This window comes from Brevibacterium sp. LE-L (assembly GCF_050214925.1).
In the GTDB taxonomy this organism is placed as follows: domain Bacteria; phylum Actinomycetota; class Actinomycetes; order Actinomycetales; family Brevibacteriaceae; genus Brevibacterium.
This window is the reverse complement of record NZ_CP189759.1, coordinates 1,915,675-1,937,616: the sequence shown is the minus strand read 5'-3', so window position 1 is coordinate 1,937,616 and position 21,942 is coordinate 1,915,675. Positions and strand designations below refer to the sequence as shown.

Below are 21,942 nucleotides of genomic sequence, written 5' to 3'. Positions count from 1 at the left end.
CCAAACAACAACCATGGCGACCTCCAAATATCCCGACGAGCTCCGCGACCGGGCCACCCGCCTTGCCCTCGACGCCCGCCGCGACGCCGACACCCGCAACGGGGCCATCGCGCGCATCGCTGAACAGACTGGCGTCGGAAAGGAAGCCCTGCGTACCTGGGTCCGCAAGGCCGAAGCCGCCGACATTCCGCCAGAGCGCGAAGATGCTGAAGGCCGGATCCGCCGGCTGGAGAAGGAGAACCGTGAGCTGCGCCGCTCCAACGAAATTCTCAAAGCCGCAACAGCGTTTTTCGGCAAAGCGGAGTTCGACCGCCTACAGAAGTGATCGTCGCGTTCTGCGATGAGCACCGGCAACGGTGGGGACTCGAACCGATCATCCAGGTCCTCAAACACGATCTGGGACTGCCGATCGCCCCATCGTCGTACTATGCGTTCAAACAGCGCCCCATCAGCGCTCGCGCTGCCCGCGATGCTGTCCTGAAAGAGAGAATCATGACCATTCACGCCCATCCGAGGAAACGCGTGTACGGAATTCGTAAGATCCACGCCGAGCTGAACCGCACCTTCGACCCAGTGGCCCGATGCACCGTCGAGAGACTGTGCCAGGAACTCGGTCTCCGCGGTCTCGTCCGCGGAAAGTACCCGTGCACGACACGGCCCGCACCAGAAACGAAGAGACCGGCTGACCTCGTGAAACGAAACTTCACTGCAGTTGCGCCGAACCGGTTGTGGGTCGCCGATCTCACCTACGTGCCCACGGATTCAGGGTTCGTTTACGTCGCATTCGTCCTCGATGTGTTCTCCCGGATGATCGTGGGGTGGAAGGCATCGTCGAGGATGTTCACCGACCTGGCTCTTGACGCTCTGAACATGGGTATATTCGCACGTCAACGGGCTGGTCAAGGTGTTGAAGGACTCACCCACCATTCGGACCGCGGGGTTCAATATCGTGCGGTGCGCTACGCGAAGGCTCTTGAGGAGGCTGGCGCGGTAGCGTCGGTCGGGTCCAAGGGCGATTCTTACGATAATGCGATGGCTGAGGCGCTGAACTCCTTGTACAAGGCTGAGCTCGTCTTCCTCGAGGGGCCGTTCGCGGGACTCGACGATGTTGAAGTCGCGACCGCCCAGTGGGTGCACTGGTTCAACACGGAGCGCCTGCATTCGATGCTGGGGTACCGTACTCCGGCCGAGGTTGAAGCCGAGTACTTCGAGGACAACGAAGTGCTTGCCGATGCTGCCTGATCACTGAACGACCGTTCATCCTCCACAAAAACCGGGACTTGACAGTGTTGTTCACACGTAGCGTACGGCCCGTGGCCGTTTACCTCGGACGAGGCGGCCGATGAATTCCACGACTCGATCAGCTTCCGAACCGAAAGGGTTGTCCGTGACCATATACGTCCACGTGGAAGACGGCCTGCGAAGGCCAAGATCCTCAATGGCACGTGCCTCGTCATGAGCCCTGCACAGAGTCTCCGCACAACGGGCAAGGTAGTCAGACTCAAGATGCGCTAACGACTCGTTTGCGATGATGAGGAACTCGTCGAGTGGATTCTGCCTACCCAGAACTCGCAAGTGTATTCCTTCTCGAACGCCAGCTAGGTGTTCAAGGTGATCGGCCCAGCCCTGATCGATATGGAAGAGCACGACTTGGCGAACAAGCTCTCGCTTCTCGGGTTGCTTCCATCGCTGCCTCGCAGCTGACGCATCGGGAAAAATGCTGTCAAGGAGACCGTCGAGAGACCCTGGGGAATCGGAGAGGATCTGCTCGCGAAGGCGGAGGGTCAGGACTCTGTGTCTGTCGGTCACGGTGTGGTAGGACCGGGTCGTGCGGTGGAGCTGTAGCGCTTTGCCTTCGGCCACCCGTTGGGCGTGTTCGTAGACTTCCTGGAACCAGGCGTCTTCAATGAGTCCAATTCCGGACACACTATCGGGGGTGACACCAATCTCCAGGTTCTCCGTGACAACGGGGTCCTCGAGGCTGGTGTAGAAGACGGATTCTCCTGGATCGCTCTGACGGCCGGCGCGTCCTCGCAGTTGATGATCCAGTCGCGTGCTGTCGTATCGTGCGAGGCCGAGCACTAGCAGACCGCCCGCACGAGACGCCTCCTCATCGAGCATGATGTCGACTCCTCGGCCGGCCATCTGCGTCGACACGGTGACAGTACCGGCGGTACCGGACCGTGCGATGATTTCTGCTTCCTCCGCGTCGTTCTTGGCGTTGAGGACGGCCGCCGAGATTCCGTGGTCGGCGAGGACGGAGGCGAACTCTTCAGACTCTCGGACGCTTCCCGTTCCGACGAGCACAGGTCGGGACCGTGATCGAGCCTCTGCGACGTGGAGTGCCGCTGCCTCGTTTCGTTGGGCTCTTGTGAGGAAGAGGCGGTCGGGCAGGTCCGTGCGGCGAAGTGGACGGTTCCGCGGTATGACTCCGGTGCGGAGTTCGAGGTCCTCTTGGATGCGTTCGGCGGCTTCGGCCGCGGTGCCGCTCATGCCGGTCAGGGCGGTGTACTCGCGGACAACGGCCTCGACGAGCATCTGGTCGAGTACTCGTGCCTGCTGGGACACTGGCAGACGTTCTTTCTGCTCTACGGCGGCCTGGAGGCCATCGGGCCATCTCTGGCGGTCTGCGACGCGTCCCCGTGTGGTGTTGATGAGTTCTATACGGTCGTTTGACACGACGTAGTCGATGTCGCGGTGGACCAATGCGTGAGCGTGGAGGGCGAGGTGTGCTGCCGTGAGCAGGTCGTTGGAGTCGTCGTCATAGAGGTTCAGTCCTCCGAGGGCTGCCTCCAGCGACTCTACTCCCTCTTCCGTGAACGACGCGGCGAGTCCGTCGGCATCAACTACATAGTCGACATTGGGCCGCAAAGCTCGAACCGCGTCGACGAGCTCAGCGTCTGGCGGCTGACTGTCTGCTTCACCGGCGATGACGAGAGGAACCATTGCGTCATCGATCAGGACGGCGTCGATCTCGTCGACGATCGCGACATCCATGGCGTCAACGATGGTGTCGGGGTTCTGTGTGCGTTGGCGATCCCGGAGGAGATCGAATCCCACCTGATGCACGGTTGTGTAGACGACTTCGGCTTTGAATGAGTCTCGGCGGGAACGGCGGGGCATCGACTGGGTTACCGCACTCACCGACAGTCCCAAGGACTCAAAGAAGGCAGACCCGAATTCAGCGTCTCTTTCTGCAAGGTAGTCGTTGGCTGAGAGTACGTGGACCCGTCGGCCCATGGTTGCGTACGCCGCGGCTACAAGAAGGCCGACCAGAGTCTTTCCTTCACCTGTTGCCATATCGACCACGCGTCCGCGAAACATGTTCATGGCAGCGAGGAGTTGCACGTTAAACGGACGCAATCCGAGACGTCGGCGAGCAAGCTCACCGGCGACCGCAAAGAAGCCCGTGGACTCCTCGGGACTCGGCGGATTTCGCAGAACCTCATCTACGACATTTTGGAGCTCCGCGGACGTTGCCGTCTCCAACTCAATCATCCTGGCATAGCAGCTCTCGGCGGAGCGTTTGAGTCGCAGCAGGTTCTCGGACCCCGGTTCCTGCTTCCACGACCGCACCCACCCTCGAACTGTCGCCCAGGGGGACCTCCGATCAGACAGCCGCGGCTCAGTCACCGTGCATCACTCGTCTTAACTTGTGCAATCACGATCGCTTGGGCCTCCGGCGTGGCCACTGGCGAGGCTACTCCAGGCGTCACGCAGGAAGGGTTCGTGCGTGGCTGCGGCAAGGATTGCAAGCGCGCATCCGGGTCCATGCCCGGTTGCCGATTGACTGTACACATATCAACACAGTCTATAACCAAACTCGCGCCTTGGTACATGCCGTCATCCTGCCACGGAGGAGGCTGGTAGTGTACCGTAACATGATCACCAAGCAAGAGGGACGCCCCAGGAACCCAGCCATCAGCCAAGCCCTCCGCCAAGCGGCTGAACGGCGCATGGAAGCTGACGGGTTCGGCAGCCTGACCGTCGATGGCCTCGTCAAAGAAGTGGGAACTACCCGGCAAGCCTTTTACCGACGATACTCAAGGGTTTCCGTACTTGCCTTGGAGGTCATTCTTACCCGTTTCGGCGAGTCGAACCCCGTGGACACCGGATCGTTAGAAGCCGACCTCCTCAAACTTCAGCGAGACGACGTGTCCATGATGACCACGTCGCTGGTCCGCAAGAATCTCCCGGGCATGTTCGAAGACATTCGCACCATCCCTGAGGTCTGCGCCATCTACTTCGAAAGGCTGATCTTGCCACGTAGGCAGAATGTCGGAAGGGTTATCGACAACGCCGCAGCGCGGGGCGAGGTGAATCCGCCTCACGTCGATGCAGAATACATCTGCGACTTAATGTTCGGCGCCATTCTCTCCCGGCTGCTTCTACCCACAGGCCTACCTGTCGACGACCATTTTGCCCGAGAGACGGTTGCGACCGCAGTCCATATACTTACGTGTCCGCAGATGAGCGTTTCATCAATCGCCGCTGAAGGAAGGTAGTACACGCGACCTGGAGTGCTACAGGGGCAGAGCAGGCCTCTCCCATTCCCGCCCAGACCGCGACGCTCATCGTCGTCCATCTTGCAATTCCGATTCGTTAGCACATCAACGTCCCGGGCCCCCTGGTTCTGTGGTCGAGTCGAGGTCTTGGCTTACTCGACCGCTACTGGCCAGGAAGGTGGTGATGCTCGCCAGTAGCTGCGCGGGGTCCGGGCGGTCAAATGCGTGTTCGAGTAGGTGGGCGATCTGATCGAGGATGCGGCTGTCATGCTCAGCAGGAGGAAACGCAGCCGACGCGTCCACCTCAGGCCCGCTGCTGGTGGGGCCGACGACGACCCTGAATTGGCTTTCGCCGTCGAGGCCGGTCGCCGGGTAGATGCCGGGATCGATCCATTTGTGGGCCTGTGAGGCCGGTCCCTCGTATAACTCTGGGCCCTCCGGATCATCCGGATCCGGGATGCGCACCTCGACATCGGCAGCCTCGAGCAGGGCTATCAGATGCTCACGATGGTCCTCGGTCAGAATCTGGCCGACCACCTGAGGGTCGGCGGACAGGAGCGCCTGCAACGTGGTCACGGCGATGAGGTCGCGAGGCACCCACTCGCGGTGGAACTGCGGCGGCAGATTCGCCGTGCGCGGCCCCGCCTCGCGTGCCGCCTGCCCCAGAGCCTGCTCCCGGGCGGTCACCGCCTCGGCGACCAGATCTCGCCACCGGGCATGGTCCTGAGCGTAGGGCTCCCACACGAGGAACTCGCCACCGGCGGCGATGTCCTCGGCACTGGGCACATAGTCTTCGCGCCGGGGCTCTGCCGGCAGCTGATACCTGTCAAGGACGTCAAGGATCGCGTCCCGGCCCTGTTCGGCTTGCTTCATCCGCTCGAGCAGCTCCGGCAGACGACTGGCCTGTGTTGCAAGCGTCGTGCACGTCTCCACCCACTCCCGGTGCGCAGCCTCGAACGCCTCATCGTTGCCGTAGACGACGTCTTCGGGCTCGGGCGGGAACATCGCCGCGAGCGCTTCGACCACGCGTGGCTGGTGCAGCGCAGCCGGCAGTGGGGAAGAAAGTTCCCTCGGCTGCTCTAGCTCATGCGGATCCGCCTGGTTGGGGGTCGGTGTCATGGTGGGCCGTCCTTCTCATCGGTGATGCCCGAAGAGGAACGGGCAGGTCTGCGTTCTGGCTTACCCGCCGCCGCACTGGCACGGCGAGGGTTCGGGGTGAAGATGCGCGAAACCGTCGTGAACATGCGTCAAACCGTGCCGAACCAGGCAGTGTTAGAGCCCTCGCCGCCAGGCAGTCTCGGGGCCCGAGTCGCGGCGGGAGCGCTGCGGTTCGGTGCCGCCGAGGCGGTCGACGCGGGCTTCGAGCATCGCCCCGACCGTGTCCGAATCCGCGGACCGTCCTTGTCCCTGTCGGGTGTGCTGCCAGCCGAGGAGGCCTGTCACATCCCCGTCGGGGCGCACGCGCTGTCCGCGTTGGACCACGGCCGGTGTTCCAGGCTCTACGTTCCCGGTCAGGGCGTCATCGACCATCTGCTCAGCCTCGCCGCGGGTGCGGGCGGAGACCTCGACATCCAGCGACACCCGATACGTGAACAGCTCCTCATCCTCGGCAGGCGAGGCAGCCGTGCGCTCGACGCCGACTGCGGTAACGGGGCCGGCCGGCGTGCGGGGTGTCTCCTCCGGTGCGGTTCCCGGTGGTGGAGCACCGACGCCGACGCTTTGGATCGAGATCGCCGGCAGCGGTGTCACCTGGTCGAAGGCATCGAGCCAGGCATCGACATCCTCGGGCCTGTGCCACTGTTCCGGCGAGAGATGGGTGTCGAGGAACGCGGCAGCCCCGTCGAAGGCGGGGTTGCCGTCGAGGTTCTCATACAGTGTGGTCGCGAGATTCCGGGCGAGGCGTACCGGATTGGTGTCGACGAGGATCGTCGGGTCCTCGTCGTCGAGATCAGTCCAGGTGATCACTCCGACAGACACCCGCTCCGGACCCTGCGAACCAGCGACGGCTGGCCGAGGCTCACTGGATTCAGAAGTTCTCTCCACATCGCCGGTACCGGGGCGTTGCGGGGTGGACGGCACCTCGGTCGGGACTGCTCCAGCGCTGCTGGTGTGCAGTGCTTGGGTGAGGGCTTCGTCGCGGCGTTGGCTGACCGTGAGGTACTCATCTCGCCACTCATGGTGAGCCTCGTGGAAGGCGTACCAATCCTCGTAGTCGTCGCGTAGCGGCTCGGCGGGCTTCCGATAGTGTTCCAGGACCTCGGTGATCGCCTCGACGGTGTGCTCGGCGCTGTCGAGACGCCCCAGTAGTTGCGGGAGCTGGGCGGCGGCGATCGCACGGTCGAGGCATTGCTCACGCCAGTCGGCGTGGACGTCTTCGAACGCGTCCTCATCGATGCCGCCGCCGGCCAATCGGAAGTCTTCCATCGCTGGTTCGGGCTCAAACATGTCAGCCATGAGGTCGAGCACGCCTGTTCCCTCGAACTGTCCGAACGTCTCCACGAGGATCGGGTTGGTGAAGTCCCACCCGCGTAGCGCCGGCCGTGTCCCCGACGAGGCCGCGTGCCGGGCGGAACCGTCCTCGGTGAGGCCGGTCATGAGCTCGTCCACGACCGTCCGCGCTTCCGCCAGTGTCGGAGCCTCGACATTGAAAGACACCGATACCTGATGGTGGCGCGCCGTGGCGCTGGGCTTGTCGTTCTCGTTCACACTGCACCGTCCCTCTCATCATGACGCTCTGGGCTCACAGGTATGCCCGCCACCTCCACCCACATGCGCGAAGCAGGCTGGGTGGACTGTGTCAAGTTGTTTCGACAGGAGAACACTATTTCCTCAAGCAGCCCGGTCGGCTGCCGATGATTCCGTCTCGGTGCGATCGAAGAACGACTCCATCGCCCGGGCAGGGATCTCATAGCCCAACGCCGAGTGACGCCTCTTCCGGTTGTAGAACACCTCGATATACTCCGCGACCGCCAGCCGTGCCCTTGCGCGAGTAGCGAATCGCTGACGATGGAACATCTCATTCTTCAACGAAGCGAAAAACGCCTCCGCGACCGCGTTGTCCCAACACACCCCAGTCCTGCCCACTGACAAGCGAACCTGCATCAATCGTGCGACTTCCGCATACTCCGCAGAGGTGTACTGGCTGCCTCGATCCGAATGCGCTATTGCGCCCTCGGCAACGTATCCGCCCTGGTAGGCGACCTTAAGAGCATCGATGATCAGACTCGTGCGCATATGCTTCGCCGTCGCCCACCCCACCACCATCCGGGTCGTGAGATCGATGACCGTGGCCAGGAACAACCACCCCTCACCCGTCTTCAGATAAGTGATGTCGCTGACCAGATGCGTCGTGGGTACCGGCGGGTTGAACTCCCGCCGCACCAGATCCGCCCTGTCCTGGGCATCGGCGGCAGGGATCGTGGTTCGCTTCGTTGCCCGGGGTTGGACACCCGCGATCCCGAGCTCGCGCATGATCGCAGCGACCAACCCCAGCGAAACGGTGATCCCTTCGGCTGCGAGATCCTTGTGGATCCGGCGAATGCCGTAGACCTTGTTCGACGCCAACCACAGGGCGTAGACCCGGTCGGCGACGATCTGGCGGCGACCACGCCTGGACTCAGGGTCCGGTTCGGTGTCCTGCCGGTTCTTCCACGCATAGTAGCCGGTGCGCTCAATTCCCAGAATCTGGGTCATCAAGGTGACGGGGAAGGCGCCTTCTTCGGTGTGGATCAGCTCGTACTTCGCGCTCACGGCTGTTCCTTCGCGAAGAAGGCCGCGGCTTTTTTCAAGAACGCGTTCTCCTGCTTCAAACGAGCGATTTCCTTGGCCATCTCGGCCGGGTCATCACTGTTGGCGTCGGGAGCGCGTCGAGCTGATCCGGAGCCGGTTCCTTCAGTGCCAGTGGCCTTCGCGACCCACCGGCCCAGCGTCGACTCGTTGATGTCGAGGTCGCGGGCGACTTCGGCTCGGGACTTCCCGAGGTCGGTGACCATCGCGACGGCGTCGGCCTTGAACTCCGAGGTGAACTCTCTGCGGGGCCGCCGCGGGGATTGGTTGGTAGTCATGTGCAGCAGTTTCCTTTCATCGGGTTCTGCTGTCTACTCAAATCATGACACCCCAGGGCTGTGTTATCCCCGGGGCCGTCGGGTCCCGGCCGGCCTTCCCTCCGGTGGAAGCGGTTGGTGGAGTCCTCGTCGCCGGGCAGCTCAGCTGCACGCTTCTCGAGCACCGGCTGGTCTCGGGGCGTGGGCTCCCGGCTGTGGTCCGGTCGATGCGTGCCAGACGGGCCGGCCTGATCGTCACCGCTGGGAAGTCGGTGGTGCGGGCCCGGTCGCGCAGCCAGGTCACTACCGTCATCTGCGAGTCCCACTGCTCCGGCGGGGCGTGCTGGGCGAGGAAGCCCGTGGCCCCTCATAGGCTGGGGAATCCTGCAGCTCGTGATGCACGATAGTTGCGACCTCGCGCATGAACACGAGCGGGTCGGGGTCGGTGAAGCACTCCGGATCTGTGTCCGGTGACCACCGCACTTCGGCGAGGAAGACCTCCTCCGGAGCCTTCATCTGCTCTTCCGGCGTTGGGCCGAGCCATCGCGCTCCCAGATTCCGCGCACGGTTGGGTTCGACCATCGCTGACCACCTTCCTCACGCGCCGCTTATCCTGCCCGCGAGTCGGCCAAGGCACACCGGCTTCCCGACAGGTATGACGGCCCGACGAGGTGTTGATGGTCGCTTCCATCCTCGCTGATCTTCAAGTCCCCGGCAGCAGTACCGCCGGCACTCGGACGCGACCACCATCTGCAGGCGAGCGCGGGGGCCACTGCGCCTTCTGTTCGCCGCAGTGGCCCTGGCTGGTTCTCCGGCCTGCTACCGGCAGGAGCAGGCCGGGTGGGTGGTCACCCGTGGAGGCGGTCGAGGCGGGATTCGATCAGCGGCAGGTAGGACTCGTCACGTTCGATCGCGACGACCTGGAACCCGGCCAGTGCGGCGGCCTCGATCGTGGTGCCCGACCCGGCGAACGGCTCGAGCACGATCCCACCGGGAGGGGTGAGCAGAGATACCAGCCACCGCATGAGTGCCAGAGGCTTGACCGTCGCATGCGAGACGCCGAACGCCCGCGGCCGCTCGGCGGGCCCGGGTTTCGTCTCGAACCGGAAGATCGGGAAGCGTCGAGAGGTCGGCTCGTCGCTGTCCCACGTGCCGGTCAGGACATCGAGAGCGTCGGCCTGCCCGGGATCCAGGGCCGCGTTCGTCGGCCACTTCCCGTCCCCGAACCGGCCAGCGTCGATGCCGAGTCCGCCGGTGCCGTGCTCGAGGAGATTGTTCACCGTGGTCGAGGACATCGGGGCGCGGGCGATCACGATCGGTTCGAACGCCGGCCGCAAGGCCGTGCCGTATCCGTCCCACTTCTGAGCGTCCTCAGTGACCGGGGTGCCGTGGTCGTCGACCGAGCGCGTGATGCCGAGGATGCCCTCGGTCTGCCCCTGCTGCACTTGCCGATCGGGTCGCTGCACGCCGTGGTGCTTATCGAGCGCGTAGGACACGTCCATGCTCTTGGGCATGCCCGCCGAGTGCAGCCATGCGATCTGATCGCGGATCTCCAGACCTGCACGCTCGAGGCCGTGCACCATGCGATGCCAGGTGCGCGTGCCGCCGAATGCTGCAACATGTGCACCCGGTTTGAGTGCATGCAGTGCACCGCGGCCCCAGGCCGTGCACCACTCCTCGAACACGTCTGCATCGCTCATGCTGCTCGTATCGACGTCGGTCAGGGACTCGCGGAACCCGTCGGCGCCGTCCCACCGGTTTCCGTTGAACGAGAGCCCGTAGGGCGGGTCAGTGATCAGCGCGTGGACGGATGCGGGTTCGAGCCGCGAGAGTAGGTCGATGGCATCGCCGTGGAAGACGGTGATGCCGTCCCGCTGGATCGCGGGTTCGGGGCGGGCGGGGGTGGTGGGCAGCGTGGTTGTCACGGAAACGGCCTCCTGGTCTCTGCCGTGTCCGTCGCCGTTCGACGTCCATCGGCTGCCACCAGGTGCGGCGTTGTCGCACCGATCCCCCCGGGAACCTCAGTCCGCTGCCAACAAGCGCGAAAATTCGAACACGTGTTCCCTGACCGTTTTCTGAGGATCGCTGTTGGCTACAGCGCCTGTTCTATTCTCGCGGACAGCCGGTTTTCCATCAGGCTCTGAGGTGGTCCACACGATCGGCAATCGACGTTCCGGCCACTCAAAATCGGGCACGATGCGACGCCCTCATGCGAGCTCCAGTCCGGGAGCCACCGAAGCCCGAATCTGACCGTCAACGAGCTTCAGGAGCGCTCGGCCTGACTGCGCCGCTCACCCATAGACGGAATCAACCCGCGAGACAGGAGCAGGCCGATGGACAGCGTCACCGAACCCACCCGCGCCAACAGGGCGAGCCGGGCGATGGCCGCCGCTGTCTTCGAACCCGGCGCCGGGGCACTGATCCGCACCGAGGGAGCAGCGGGCACTCTGAGCATCGCCCGTCACACCGGGGCGTTCCCGGACTCGGAGCAGGGTATGAGGACCTCTGGCGGGCACGCGCACAAGCGTCTCCGGAGGATCTCGGCGACCAGATCGTTGCCGAAGCCGAGCATCTCGGCCTGCGGATACTCATCCACGGCGGCCCCGGTTGGCCAACCGAGCTCGAGCAACTGGGTGTCCGTGCACCTTTCGCACCGTGGGTCCGCGGGAAGCCAGGCATCCTGGGGCACGATGCGCCTGCACGCCTGGGCATCGTGGGTGCACGAGCTGCAACACCCTACGGAGCAGACACCGCAACCACTATCGCCGGGGACCTCGCTCAGCAAGGCGTGCACATCGTCTCCGGCAGCCAGTACGGCATCGACGCGGCAACGCACCGTGCAACCCTGCTCGCAGGCGGAGTCGCCATCGCCGTGATGCCTTCTGGACTCGACCGGCTCCATCCAGCCGGCAACGCATCTCTGCTCCACCACGTCGCTGAGAACGGGCAGTTAGTCAGCGACCTGTCGCCAGGCACCGAGCCCACCCCGCACCGGACACAGCAGCACGGACGCATCATCGCCGGGCTCGCCAACGGCGTCCTGGTTCCGGAGGCCGGCGCGAACGCTTCGTCTCTCCGTGTAGTCAGCGAAGCACGAGCCCTCAACCGGACTATCGGCGCTGTTCCCGGACCAGTCACGAGCCCGACGAGCACTGGATGTAACTGGTTCATTCAGGGAGACGGCGAGCAGCTGACCATGGGAAGCGGTGATGCCCGCAGGTTCTTGCTCAGCGGTGGGGCACGCCTGGATTGTCAGCTCGACCTCACTGATCAGGCATCTGGGCTCCACCGTCCGATTGAAGTTTGTGACAACGGGCCCTGCCGCTAGGCTCCGCCTCCCGTTGCGAAGCTGTGTCCTCACGACGTAGTAGCTGCGCTCCGCGAAGGCGTGGGACCAGTGCCTGTCGTGCCGCAGGAGAGGTCTCTTTTCGTCACGACCAAGGACCGTCCGGGCCCGATTGCGGCTACGCGACCCTGTGTTGTCTGCCTTCGAAGTGCGTCGCCGCAAAGCTCTTGGGGCTCACTCCGTATCGCTTCTTGAATGCGCGGCTCGCTACTGTCGGATTGGACCAGCCTGCCTGCCGGGCCGCCTCGCTGACTCCGATCGTCATGGTGCTTAAGAGTTCGGCCATCCGATCGGCTCTCACCTGCCGCAGATATGTTGCCGGTGAAACCCCCAGATCAGTACGAAAGATCCGCGTGAGTTGTGACGGTGATATTAGGACTTCCCGGGCGAGGTCATCCACGGTCCAGGCCCGACCTGGATGCGAACGCAGGATACGCGTTGCAGCGGCTACCTCATTGCGCGGCAGCCGCCTGTTCTCACTTGCCGTGATAGTAGCGCTGCCGCTGGCCCTGCTGATGATGTCGAAAATTTCCGACGCTGACGCTAAGAGTGCGAATTGTCGTGATTCGACGATCGACAGCCGAACGATGCGCAACAGCGCCGGGGACAGCGCATGCATGACTGTTGAGGGCAGATCAAGCCTGCCGAGCGTCGACGCGTCCTGGACGTTTCGGTGAAGCTGATGCACCAATGGATGGTCCACGGGCAGCCACCGCAACTGTTCGACGAGGTAGCCAGGATCCACGAGAAGAGTAATCGTGCGCAGCAGACCGTAGGGCTTCAGCATCGTCTTAGCACCGGCGGGGATCGTCAGAATGCTGCCACAAGTAAGGGGAACCTGCCGTTCCGCACCCACAATCTGCGCCCACCCGTCTATGGTGAATACGATCCTCTCGAACTCACTCGAATCTGCCATTGACCGAGAGGAGATGGTCCACTCGCTTGCGAGTAGAGGCGCATCGTTAAAGCGACCAGGGTTGGAGTGCCATTGTGACTGTTTGCTCCTGAAACTCGTGAGGACTGGCAGGCGTCTATTCGGGACTTTGCCCTCGATAACACTTATCGCCGGCGCAGCTGGCATGCCAACCAAGCACCTGGGAGTCGGGCCAGCGTCGGCACGACGGTCTTCGTCCCACCGTGGTTGTGCTGCGTCAGCGGCCGTGGGGGTCATGATGCGCTCAGAGCAGGATTTCGCGTAGTCCTGAACACATGGTTCGCCGTGGTCGACGTCCAATATGAACCGTACGCGGTGAGGGAGCTACTTCACCCATTCCGCGCCCAATTGCGCAAGGGGGCAAGCGGTCAGCTGCCAAGGGACGCCCAGATCTATGGGTGCCACAGGTGCTTCTCGACGCTCCGGCAAAATCGAGGGTGCCACGATGGTCGGAGCCGGTAGAAAGGCGGGCACAGCAGTCCGGAAACATCCCCAGGGGCAAGTTCTCAGGTGCCCGAGTTCCATCGGTCAGCGCACGAGGAGCCCTAGGCAACACGCTGGGCATCGTCGGCTCGGCATCTCGGCACATTCTTCCCCCTCGTGAATTGCGTAAATACGTCGGTGAGGTCGCTCCTCACCTGAGACCAATGCCTGAACGTGTTCGGCGCTGGGTGCAGTGCCGTGCTGCCCGCTTATCGAGATGACAAGCCAGCAGCACCGCGCCTGCGTTTCACCGGCTACGTGGCCGGCGATCGGCATCAGATCTCCTCGAACCAAAAGATCTGCTCGACGTTTGGACCGATAAACGCGCCGGTGTCTTGGCCGAAGTCTCCGATGCTCGTGATCGTGGGGGACTCATACGCTGTCGACATGTCGTCACCTCCTCTCCGTCAGTGAATGGACAAGAACGTCTGGGTCGTTTGCGGCCCCTCTATCGGTGTCGCCACGGACGTGACTACATCTCCTGGAGCACTTGGGTGATGCCCCCGATCCAGGCCACAAGCATCACGATGTTCAGCACACCGACGGCCGTTGCCACGATCATGGCGAAGAGAGCAGGCCTATTGCCCTTGTTCTGCCTGTACGCCCGAAGCCCGATGAACGCGCCCGCGAGAGCGAGGAGCACACCGATGGGTGGGAACGGGACCATGAGAAGCAGACCGATCCCCGCGAGGATGTACGCCGTGATCACCAGCCCCTGGCCTGCCTGGGCTCGAGCGTGGTCGGTTTCCGCGGATTCGATCGGCCGATCTGGGTAGTTGGAGGCCGTCGTGGACTGCTGCTGGTTCCAGAAGTCGGAGGGCTGATGGGACTGATTCGGTGAGGACATTGTTCTCTCCTTCGGCGTTGGGCTAGTCGGACTGTGGTGGGTCAGGCGCGAGTATCGCTGCGGTTGAGGATTGTCGATGTTCCGGCGATGATCACCGCGGTGAGCAGGGCCGAGAGTCCCAGAGTGATCGCAATTACGCCGGGAGTGAGAGCGGAGACGTCGAAACTCGTACTTCCGGACATGACTGCAGCGCTACCCGCCTGGGTGGTCTGGGTGAGGAGTGCGTACGGAGTCACGATGATGCCGGGGATCTTCATCAGTAGCGCCATGGTGCTCGCTCCGGTGAGGAGAAGACCGATCGCGACCGGGGCGGCGAAGGAGCGGAAGAACGTCGATAGTGCCGATTGGAATGCGATGACTGGGATCTGGGCGGCGATTACAAGCGCTCCGGTGATGTAATAGTCGGTGGGGAGCATTCCGGGAAGGCCGAATACGAATTTGCCGAGCACGATGACGGTCGCGATGAAGATGATCTGCATGACTGTCGCGAGTACCGAGATCGCTGCGATCTTCCCGATCACGATTTGCGAGGTGGTCACTGAGCGGCTCATCAGCGCGTTCCAGTTGCTGTTTTTGTGCTCGACTCTCCAGACCAGTGATGCGAGCACAGCGATGCCGATCGAGAGGATTGCCATGCCGTAGAAGCCCACGGTTCTGATCCACAGGGTGTCCCAACCTTCTGTGAATTCTCCTTCGCCGACGAATGTGCTGAAGGATCCGAAGAAGACCATGAGAACAGGTAGGAGGATGACTACCGACCAGCTCATGGATCGCTTGAGTTTGAGGAACTCGGAGATGATTGAGCCCATGGTCATGCCTCCTGTCGGTCGAAGCGTCCGGTAATGGCGAGGAAGAGTCCACCGCCGACGACGGCGAGGCCGAGGACGCTGAAGTAGGGAAGGTCGAAGTACACCGGTTCCGTTCCGACGTATGCGGACTGAATGGTCAGTGCGTAGTAGCCCCACGGGGTGAGATGTGAGATCCAGTCAGGGAGGATCTGGCTGAACATGGCGATGAGGATGCCAGCGATGCCGACACCGACGCAGACGAGTTGATTCTCGATCTTCGCGGAGAGCAGGATATGGAACGCCAGAACGGCGAGATTGATTACGATGAGTGCGCCGATGTAGGCCGTCCATCGTCCGCCGGGAATGGGTGACTCTATTCCGATCGCGGCGCCGAATCCGATCAGGGCAGCGCCCCATGCGATGGTCGCCAGGATAACCAATCCGCCGAGGGCGATGAACTTAGCACGGCACATTTGACCGGGCGTGAGTCCCGCGGTTGAGGATGACAGCCAGCCGTTTCCGGTGTGTTCGATCTCGACCTGTCTGCTTGCGAGCACGGCGAGGAGAATTGGTGCTACGAGGGAGACGCCCATGCCGAGGCCGCCGAACATGACCTTCCAGCCGAAACCGTCAGGATCGTCGAGACGGTCGAGGAGGCCCGAGCCAAGGCTGGTGTATGCGGTGAGCGCGGATGCGCTGACCGCGAGCAGGGCGATGATGAGGCCGATTTGACGATGTCTCATCTTGGCGAATTCGTTGGTCACGGCTTTCGCGTTCATCGATTGCCCCTTTCCGAGGGTCGAATCAGGCTCGAAGCTACTCGGACATGACCCTGTTCAACGTGTGATCGCCGGAGCCATACTCGGGCGCACACGGTGCCCACAGCCACGAGGGTGAAAAGCGCTGGAGCCCCGAGCAACAGGGTGCGCTGACGCGGAGTGATCTTCGTCTTTCGGAGCTTCTTCTTGCCTGTCTTAGGGGCCGCCGGAGAGAGGTTGCCAAGGACCTTGCCTGCGGTCGTCGTCTTCTGGCGCTCCCGATTCACAGCCCGCCTCCTTCGGTGAGGCCCATGAACACCTGCTCGAGCGTCTGCTCGTCGCGGCGGACCTCGTAGATGCCGATTCCTTCGCCTACGAGAGATGCGATGACGCCGGCCGTGGCTTTCTCTCCGATGCCGGGAACGCGTACATCTGTGCGGTCCAGGCGACTGTCCAATCCGCTGGAGAGCACGGCGTGCGCGCGGTGGGGGTCTGAGCATCGGATGAGCACGTCTGGGGTGGCTGCGGAGAACAGTTCGTCGCGGGTCCCTTGGAAGATCATCCTGCCGCCGGAGAGAATGCCCAGGGTGGTCGCCGTCTTGTCGATCTCGCCGAGCAGATGCGAGGAGACCATGACGGTGACTCCGCCTTCGGCGAGACGACGCAGCAGATCGCGCATCTCCTCGATCCCTGCGGGATCGAGGCCGTTTGTCGGCTCGTCGAGGATCAACAGCTTCGGTTGCCGGGCCAGTGCCATGGCGATTCCGAGCCGCTGCTTCATCCCGAGGGAGTAGTTGCGAACCTTCTTGTCCATCTGCCCCTGCATGCGTACGGTCGCGATCGCGAATCCGATCTGCTGATCGTTCAACCCGAGGAGTCGTTGGATGATCCGCATGTTCTCTCGTCCCGTCAGGTGCCCGTAGCCAGGAGGCGACTCGATGAGTGAGCCGATCCGTCCCAACTGCCCGCGACGGGTGGACCGTGTCATGGGCTGTCCCATGATCTGCACCTCGCCGGTGGAGGGCTGAATGAGTGAGAGCAGCATCTTCATGGTCGTAGACTTGCCCGACCCGTTCGGGCCGAGGAACCCATAGATCGCCCCCTCGGGGACGCGAAGGTTCAGGTTCTCTACGACAGTGCGGCTGCCGTAGCGCTTGGACAGGTTCTCTGTGGCGACGATCGTTGACATGCCATCTATGCTTCTCTGATCAGCGCTTTATGTCGTCCTCCCTGGTAGTGAACCTGCAGTAATCCTTCTGAGCGAATCGGGCTCGAACGGCACGATTCGGCGACCCTGTGAACTGCATTCGCGCCGTCACCGACGGCCGACGATGCCCGTGTTGTACGCGAATACCACCGCCTGCACCCGGTCGCGCAGGTCAAGCTTGGTCAGAATCCGGCGAACATGAGTTTTCACCGTGTTCTCGGCGATGAAGAGCTCTGCGGCAACTTCAGCATTTGACATTCCTTGCGCGAGTGCCTTGAGCACCTGGATCTCGCGCTCGCTGAGCATGCCAACCTGACAATTTTGCGCTTCCACCTGGGCCGAGCTTTCCTGGCCGTTGGTGGAAAAGTGCTCGATCAAACGCCGTGTGGTGCTCGGTGCCACGACTGCATCACCCCGATGGACGTGCACGATCGCAGAAACTAACTCCTCGATTGGTGCCTCCTTGAGGATGAAGCCGCTCGCGCCGGCTCGGAGAGCGTCGTAGACGTATTCATCCAAGTCGAACGTGGTGAGAATCAGAACCCGGGGCCCTTCGCTCTCACAAATAGCTGCCGTGGCCTCAACCCCATTCATCAGAGGCATGCGAACATCCATCAAGACGACGTCAGCATCCATCGATCTAGCGAGGTCGACGGCCGTGACCCCGTTCTCAGCCTCTCCGACGATGTCGAACTCGGAGCGCGAGCCCAGCACCATGCGAAGTCCAGCACGGACCATCTCCTGGTCATCTACGAGAAGGAGCCGAATTGTCATGAGTCTTCTCCGATCATGAGTCGTACGGTGAGGGCGAAGCCTCCTGAAGGCAGATTTCTTGCTTCAACGGTCCCGGAGTAGAGAGACGCACGTTCACGTATGCCCACGACGCCATGACCGCCTTCGGATGAGCTGGCGCGCCTCCCGCCGCCGTCATCGCGGACATCCACGAGGACGTCGTTGGGGGTGTACCCGAGGCACACGTCCACGCGACTCAGGCCGGTGCCGCCATGCTTGCGTGCATTGGTGAGCCCTTCTTGAACGATTCGGAAGACGCAGAGGTCCAGGCCGGCCGGCAGGTCACGTGGATCTCCCTGGGTCGTCAGCGACGTGGCTATTCCTGTCGCACTCGAAGCTTCGATGAGCGTGTCAACATCAGCGACACCAGGCTGCGGTGACAGCGATGATGCTTCACTGGTGCGCAGCACGCCTACCATACGGCGCATCTCCGTCATGGCAGTACGGCCAGTATCGCGGGCCGTCGTGAGGGCTTCAGTAGCGCCATTGGGATCATCGCGAATCCGAGTCATCGCTCCCTCGGTCATGAGTACAACAACGCTGAGGCTGTGGGAGACGACATCGTGGATCTCCCTCGCGATGCGATTGCGCTCCTCGGCAGCGATGATCCGAGCTTGAGCTTCCTTCTCGCGTTCGAGCTGCAGTGTGCGCTCTTTCAAACTTGCTATATATGAGCGCCACACTCTGAGTGAGACTCCGATGAGCCATGCGGCGATGGTCACAAGTATGAGGCTTGATTGAACACCGAATTGGACGCCATAGTCGATGATTGCGGGAGCGAATGCAACCAGAAGGCAAGCTGATGCCAGCATCGCGGCGAGGGATGACACGGGGAGCTTGTAACGGGTCGCAATATTGAACACGGTGAAAAGCACCATGACGTTCGCCCCGAGTATTCCCTCGTTGACGATGAGCTGGAGAAGACACGCTGAGCAAATCACAGCGTAGCTGACGAGCGGATAACTCCTTCGCCAGAGGTAGGGAAAGCACAGTCCGATCGAGACGAGCAGGCCAGGGAGGGGAAAAGTACTCGGGTTGGGAGCCAACGCGAACACGATCGGCAAGTTGTAGAGGAACACGCCCATAACGAGGGCCGTGTCGATCGCCCATGCGTATCGCGCGGTCACTGTTGCGGGTTGAATTTCGGGCGTGAGAATCGAGGCGAACGTGCGTCGAATCGATGCTGGCATGGCTCCCGCTCTCGTCAGTGGTTCCGTGTGCCGTTCTCGCGCTGGCCGGCGCGCCGAAGGACAACGCCTGCGACGATTGCGCCGAGCACTGCCCAGGTCGCCAGCACTGCAAGCGTTGCTCCTGGCACCCATGCTCCCGTGAGTACCTCTGTGTTGACTGTGGGCGGCAGCAGAGCCGACCGCATACCGGCACCCAACCAGTACAGGGGAAAACCAAGCCCCAGCCACTGGAGGAATACTGGGATCGTGGTGATCGGATAGAAGATCCCGGATACAACGGTCATCGCCATCATCGCAAGCGAAATGAAACTCAACTGTCGAGGCCTACTCAAGAACGCACCGAAAATGACGCCAATCGGAAGAGTCGCCGCAAGACCCAAGGGAACAATCCAAAGGAGGGAGAGTATCTGCCACGCGGGCTCAGATTGCACGCCGCCGAGCATGACGACAGCGAACGTCGTCACGAGAAGAAAGGCGATCAGCGCGAGGGACGATTGAGCGACAATTTTTCCAACGAAGTAGGACAACGTTCCGTGTGGAAGGCATTGCGCGCGTAGGAGCGTACCGTCGTCCTTCTCCTGCATGAGGGTTGAGGCGATGCCCATGAGTCCGGACAGTATCGCGTTCAATGCGATGATTCCCGGGATCGCGTAAGAGCCAACCGAGGAGTCAGTGGACTGTGTCAAGTTGTTTCGACAGGAGAACACTATTTCCTCAAGCAGCCCGGTCGGCTGCCGATGATTCCGTCTCGGTGCGATCGAAGAACGACTCCATCGCCCGGGCAGGGATCTCATAGCCCAACGCCGAGTGACGCCTCTTCCGGTTGTAGAACACCTCGATATACTCCGCGACCGCCAGCCGTGCCCTTGCGCGAGTAGCGAATCGCTGACGATGGAACATCTCATTCTTCAACGAAGCGAAAAACGCCTCCGCGACCGCGTTGTCCCAACACACCCCAGTCCTGCCCACTGACAAGCGAACCTGCATCAATCGTGCGACTTCGGCATACTCCGCAGAGGTGTACTGGCTGCCTCGATCCGAATGCGCTATTGCGCCCTCGGCAACGTATCCGCCCTGGTAGGCGACCTTAAGAGCATCGATGATCAGACTCGTGCGCATATGCTTCGCCGTCGCCCACCCCACCACCATCCGGGTCGTGAGATCGATGACCGTGGCCAGGAACAACCACCCCTCACCCGTCTTCAGATAAGTGATGTCGCTGACCAGATGCGTCGTGGGTACCGGCGGGTTGAACTCCCGCCGCACCAGATCCGCCCTGTCCTGGGCATCGGCGGCAGGGATCGTGGTTCGCTTCGTTGCCCGGGGTTGGACACCCGCGATCCCGAGCTCGCGCATGATCGCAGCGACCAACCCCAGCGAAACGGTGATCCCTTCGGCTGCGAGATCCTTGTGGATCCGGCGAATGCCGTAGACCTTGTTCGACGCCAACCACAGGGCGTAGACCCGGTCGGCGACGATCTGGCGGCGACCACGCCTGGACTCAGGGTCCGGTTCGGTGTCCTGCCGGTTCTTCCACGCATAGTAGCCGGTGCGCTCAATTCCCAGAATCTGGGTGGACTGTGTCAAGTTGTTTCGACAGGAGAACACTATTTCCTCAAGCAGCCCGGTCGGCTGCCGATGATTCCGTCTCGGTGCGATCGAAGAACGACTCCATCGCCCGGGCAGGGATCTCATAGCCCAACGCCGAGTGACGCCTCTTCCGGTTGTAGAACACCTCGATATACTCCGCGACCGCCAGCCGTGCCCTTGCGCGAGTAGCGAATCGCTGACGATGGAACATCTCATTCTTCAACGAAGCGAAAAACGCCTCCGCGACCGCGTTGTCCCAACACACCCCAGTCCTGCCCACTGACAAGCGAACCTGCATCAATCGTGCGACTTCCGCATACTCCGCAGAGGTGTACTGGCTGCCTCGATCCGAATGCGCTATTGCGCCCTCGGCAACGTATCCGCCCTGGTAGGCGACCTTAAGAGCATCGATGATCAGACTCGTGCGCATATGCTTCGCCGTCGCCCACCCCACCACCATCCGGGTCGTGAGATCGATGACCGTGGCCAGGAACAACCACCCCTCACCCGTCTTCAGATAAGTGATGTCGCTGACCAGATGCGTCGTGGGTACCGGCGGGTTGAACTCCCGCCGCACCAGATCCGCCCTGTCCTGGGCATCGGCGGCAGGGATCGTGGTTCGCTTCGTTGCCCGGGGTTGGACACCCGCGATCCCGAGCTCGCGCATGATCGCAGCGACCAACCCCAGCGAAACGGTGATCCCTTCGGCTGCGAGATCCTTGTGGATCCGGCGAATGCCGTAGACCTTGTTCGACGCCAACCACAGGGCGTAGACCCGGTCGGCGACGATCTGGCGGCGACCACGCCTGGACTCAGGGTCCGGTTCGGTGTCCTGCCGGTTCTTCCACGCATAGTAGCCGGTGCGCTCAATTCCCAGAATCTGGGTCATCAAGGTGACGGGGAAGGCGCCTTCTTCGGTGTGGATCAGCTCGTACTTCGCGCTCACGGCTGTTCCTTCGCGAAGAAGGCCGCGGCTTTTTTCAAGAACGCGTTCTCCTGCTTCAAACGAGCGATTTCCTTGGCCATCTCGGCCGGGTCATCACTGTTGGCGTCGGGAGCGCGTCGAGCTGATCCGGAGCCGGTTCCTTCAGTGCCAGTGGCCTTCGCGACCCACCGGCCCAGCGTCGACTCGTTGATGTCGAGGTCGCGGGCGACTTCGGCTCGGGACTTCCCGAGGTCGGTGACCATCGCGACGGCGTCGGCCTTGAACTCCGAGGTGAACTCTCTGCGGGGCCGCCGCGGGGATTGGTTGGTAGTCATGTGCAGCAGTTTCCTTTCATCGGGTTCTGCTGTCTACTCAAATCATGACACCCCACAGATCCAGCGATCGTCACATCGCGCAAAAAGTACAGAACGACGATGGCGACGAGCGGGAAGAAGATGTATCCGCCGATCGTGTTTATTGAGTTTCGAAACTCGATAAGTCCGCGGGAGAACCCTGCCTGCAACGCGACTGCCA

At 62.3% G+C, this 21,942-nt stretch carries 19 protein-coding genes and 1 other annotated feature; of the genes, 3 read left to right on the top strand and 16 right to left on the bottom strand.

The genetic code is table 11. From position 1 onward, the window contains the following. Nucleotides 1–13: 13 nt before the first annotated feature. A protein-coding gene (locus tag ACQE2J_RS08640) for an IS3 family transposase (protein ID WP_425120640.1) occupies nucleotides 14–1,242 on the top strand; the annotation gives its coding sequence in 2 pieces (ribosomal slippage) (nucleotides 14–293 and nucleotides 293–1,242; 1,230 coding nt in all). After that, nucleotides 283–415: a sequence feature (AL1L pseudoknot), on the top strand. It overlaps the preceding gene by 133 nt. 51 nt (nucleotides 1,243–1,293) lie before the next feature. Here ACQE2J_RS08640 and secA2 read toward each other — a convergent pair. Beyond that, complete coding sequence (gene secA2 / locus ACQE2J_RS08635) at nucleotides 1,294–3,576, bottom strand: accessory Sec system translocase SecA2 (RefSeq protein WP_114329662.1); 2,283 nt, start codon at nucleotides 3,574–3,576, stop codon at nucleotides 1,294–1,296. 305 nt (nucleotides 3,577–3,881) lie between these two features. On the opposite strand from secA2, the gene ACQE2J_RS08630 reads away from it, so the two are divergent. Continuing rightward, on the top strand, nucleotides 3,882–4,505 hold the full coding sequence (locus tag ACQE2J_RS08630) for a TetR-like C-terminal domain-containing protein (protein WP_096179128.1): 624 nt from the start codon (nucleotides 3,882–3,884) through the stop codon (nucleotides 4,503–4,505). A gap of 105 nt (nucleotides 4,506–4,610) precedes the next feature. Here the strand turns inward: ACQE2J_RS08630 and ACQE2J_RS08625 are convergent, their stop codons facing one another. The 5 genes from ACQE2J_RS08625 to ACQE2J_RS08605 form a co-directional block, all read right to left on the bottom strand. Further along, nucleotides 4,611–5,624, bottom strand: a complete 1,014-nt coding sequence (locus ACQE2J_RS08625) for a hypothetical protein (protein WP_096179126.1) — start codon at nucleotides 5,622–5,624, stop codon at nucleotides 4,611–4,613. 153 nt (nucleotides 5,625–5,777) lie between these two features. Continuing rightward, a complete protein-coding gene (locus ACQE2J_RS08620; RefSeq protein ID WP_096179124.1) occupies nucleotides 5,778–7,211 on the bottom strand; it encodes a hypothetical protein in 1,434 nt (477 codons plus the stop codon). 123 nt (nucleotides 7,212–7,334) lie between these two features. Beyond that, a protein-coding gene (locus tag ACQE2J_RS08615) for an IS3 family transposase (protein ID WP_425120641.1) occupies nucleotides 7,335–8,569 on the bottom strand; the annotation gives its coding sequence in 2 pieces (ribosomal slippage) (nucleotides 7,335–8,284 and nucleotides 8,284–8,569; 1,236 coding nt in all). Between the two features lie 827 nt (nucleotides 8,570–9,396). Then, nucleotides 9,397–10,473 (bottom strand): DNA-methyltransferase, encoded by a 1,077-nt coding sequence (locus ACQE2J_RS08610; RefSeq protein WP_240518555.1) that lies wholly within the window; start codon nucleotides 10,471–10,473, stop codon nucleotides 9,397–9,399. A gap of 338 nt (nucleotides 10,474–10,811) precedes the next feature. After that, a complete protein-coding gene (locus tag ACQE2J_RS08605; RefSeq protein WP_426937542.1) occupies nucleotides 10,812–10,994 on the bottom strand; it encodes a hypothetical protein in 183 nt (60 codons plus the stop codon). Between the two features lie 105 nt (nucleotides 10,995–11,099). Between ACQE2J_RS08605 and ACQE2J_RS08600 the strand changes: the two genes are divergently transcribed. Further along, nucleotides 11,100–11,876: a DNA-processing protein DprA gene (locus ACQE2J_RS08600; protein WP_240518556.1), complete on the top strand. Its 777-nt coding sequence runs from the start codon at nucleotides 11,100–11,102 to the stop codon at nucleotides 11,874–11,876. 136 nt (nucleotides 11,877–12,012) lie between these two features. Here the strand turns inward: ACQE2J_RS08600 and ACQE2J_RS08595 are convergent, their stop codons facing one another. The 10 genes from ACQE2J_RS08595 to ACQE2J_RS08550 all read right to left on the bottom strand — a co-directional run bounded on the left by ACQE2J_RS08595 (nucleotide 12,013) and on the right by ACQE2J_RS08550 (nucleotide 21,743). After that, nucleotides 12,013–12,810 carry a helix-turn-helix transcriptional regulator gene (locus tag ACQE2J_RS08595; RefSeq protein WP_165771701.1) on the bottom strand — a complete coding sequence of 266 codons (798 nt, stop codon included), beginning with the start codon at nucleotides 12,808–12,810 and terminating at the stop codon, nucleotides 12,013–12,015. A gap of 973 nt (nucleotides 12,811–13,783) precedes the next feature. Then, nucleotides 13,784–14,158 (bottom strand): DUF456 domain-containing protein, encoded by a 375-nt coding sequence (locus ACQE2J_RS08590; RefSeq protein WP_096179115.1) that lies wholly within the window; start codon nucleotides 14,156–14,158, stop codon nucleotides 13,784–13,786. A gap of 41 nt (nucleotides 14,159–14,199) precedes the next feature. Beyond that, nucleotides 14,200–14,973: an ABC transporter permease gene (locus ACQE2J_RS08585; RefSeq protein WP_240689366.1), complete on the bottom strand. Its 774-nt coding sequence runs from the start codon at nucleotides 14,971–14,973 to the stop codon at nucleotides 14,200–14,202. Then, entirely contained in the window at nucleotides 14,970–15,725 is a 756-nt protein-coding gene (locus tag ACQE2J_RS08580) for an ABC transporter permease (RefSeq protein WP_096179181.1), read from the bottom strand. Before ACQE2J_RS08580 ends, ACQE2J_RS08585 begins: the two co-directional genes overlap by 4 nt. Before the next feature lie 262 nt (nucleotides 15,726–15,987). Next, on the bottom strand, nucleotides 15,988–16,893 hold the full coding sequence (locus tag ACQE2J_RS08575) for an ATP-binding cassette domain-containing protein (protein WP_096179180.1): 906 nt from the start codon (nucleotides 16,891–16,893) through the stop codon (nucleotides 15,988–15,990). Between the two features lie 126 nt (nucleotides 16,894–17,019). Continuing rightward, entirely contained in the window at nucleotides 17,020–17,685 is a 666-nt protein-coding gene (locus ACQE2J_RS08570) for a response regulator (protein ID WP_135448420.1), read from the bottom strand. After that, the gene (locus ACQE2J_RS08565) at nucleotides 17,682–18,893 is read right to left on the bottom strand and encodes a sensor histidine kinase (protein ID WP_165771709.1); all 1,212 of its coding nucleotides are present in this window, start codon (nucleotides 18,891–18,893) and stop codon (nucleotides 17,682–17,684) included. The genes ACQE2J_RS08570 and ACQE2J_RS08565 overlap by 4 nt, the downstream gene beginning before the upstream one ends. Before the next feature lie 14 nt (nucleotides 18,894–18,907). After that, nucleotides 18,908–19,687: an ABC transporter permease gene (locus ACQE2J_RS08560; protein ID WP_426937452.1), complete on the bottom strand. Its 780-nt coding sequence runs from the start codon at nucleotides 19,685–19,687 to the stop codon at nucleotides 18,908–18,910. After that, the gene (locus ACQE2J_RS08555) at nucleotides 19,608–20,480 is read right to left on the bottom strand and encodes an IS3 family transposase (protein ID WP_426937451.1); all 873 of its coding nucleotides are present in this window, start codon (nucleotides 20,478–20,480) and stop codon (nucleotides 19,608–19,610) included. Before ACQE2J_RS08555 ends, ACQE2J_RS08560 begins: the two co-directional genes overlap by 80 nt. Before the next feature lie 28 nt (nucleotides 20,481–20,508). Then, nucleotides 20,509–21,743 (bottom strand): IS3 family transposase gene (locus tag ACQE2J_RS08550; RefSeq protein WP_425120641.1). Its coding sequence is split into 2 segments (ribosomal slippage): nucleotides 20,509–21,458 and nucleotides 21,458–21,743, totalling 1,236 coding nucleotides; the frame shifts between segments, so codons are not numbered across the junction. Nucleotides 21,744–21,942 lie beyond the last annotated feature (199 nt).

Coding starts and splice junctions, on each gene's coding strand:
- ACQE2J_RS08570 (WP_135448420.1), bottom strand. CDS start 17,685: ATGACAATTCGGCTCCTTCTCGTAGATGACCAGGAGATGGTCCGTGCT.
- ACQE2J_RS08595 (WP_165771701.1), bottom strand. CDS start 12,810: ATGGCAGATTCGAGTGAGTTCGAGAGGATCGTATTCACCATAGACGGG.
- ACQE2J_RS08590 (WP_096179115.1), bottom strand. CDS start 14,158: ATGTCCTCACCGAATCAGTCCCATCAGCCCTCCGACTTCTGGAACCAG.
- ACQE2J_RS08565 (WP_165771709.1), bottom strand. CDS start 18,893: ATGCCAGCATCGATTCGACGCACGTTCGCCTCGATTCTCACGCCCGAA.
- ACQE2J_RS08575 (WP_096179180.1), bottom strand. CDS start 16,893: ATGTCAACGATCGTCGCCACAGAGAACCTGTCCAAGCGCTACGGCAGC.
- ACQE2J_RS08585 (WP_240689366.1), bottom strand. CDS start 14,973: ATGACCATGGGCTCAATCATCTCCGAGTTCCTCAAACTCAAGCGATCC.
- ACQE2J_RS08625 (WP_096179126.1), bottom strand. CDS start 5,624: ATGACACCGACCCCCAACCAGGCGGATCCGCATGAGCTAGAGCAGCCG.
- ACQE2J_RS08630 (WP_096179128.1), top strand. CDS start 3,882: ATGATCACCAAGCAAGAGGGACGCCCCAGGAACCCAGCCATCAGCCAA.
- ACQE2J_RS08580 (WP_096179181.1), bottom strand. CDS start 15,725: ATGAACGCGAAAGCCGTGACCAACGAATTCGCCAAGATGAGACATCGT.
- ACQE2J_RS08560 (WP_426937452.1), bottom strand. CDS start 19,687: ATGAGATCCCTGCCCGGGCGATGGAGTCGTTCTTCGATCGCACCGAGA.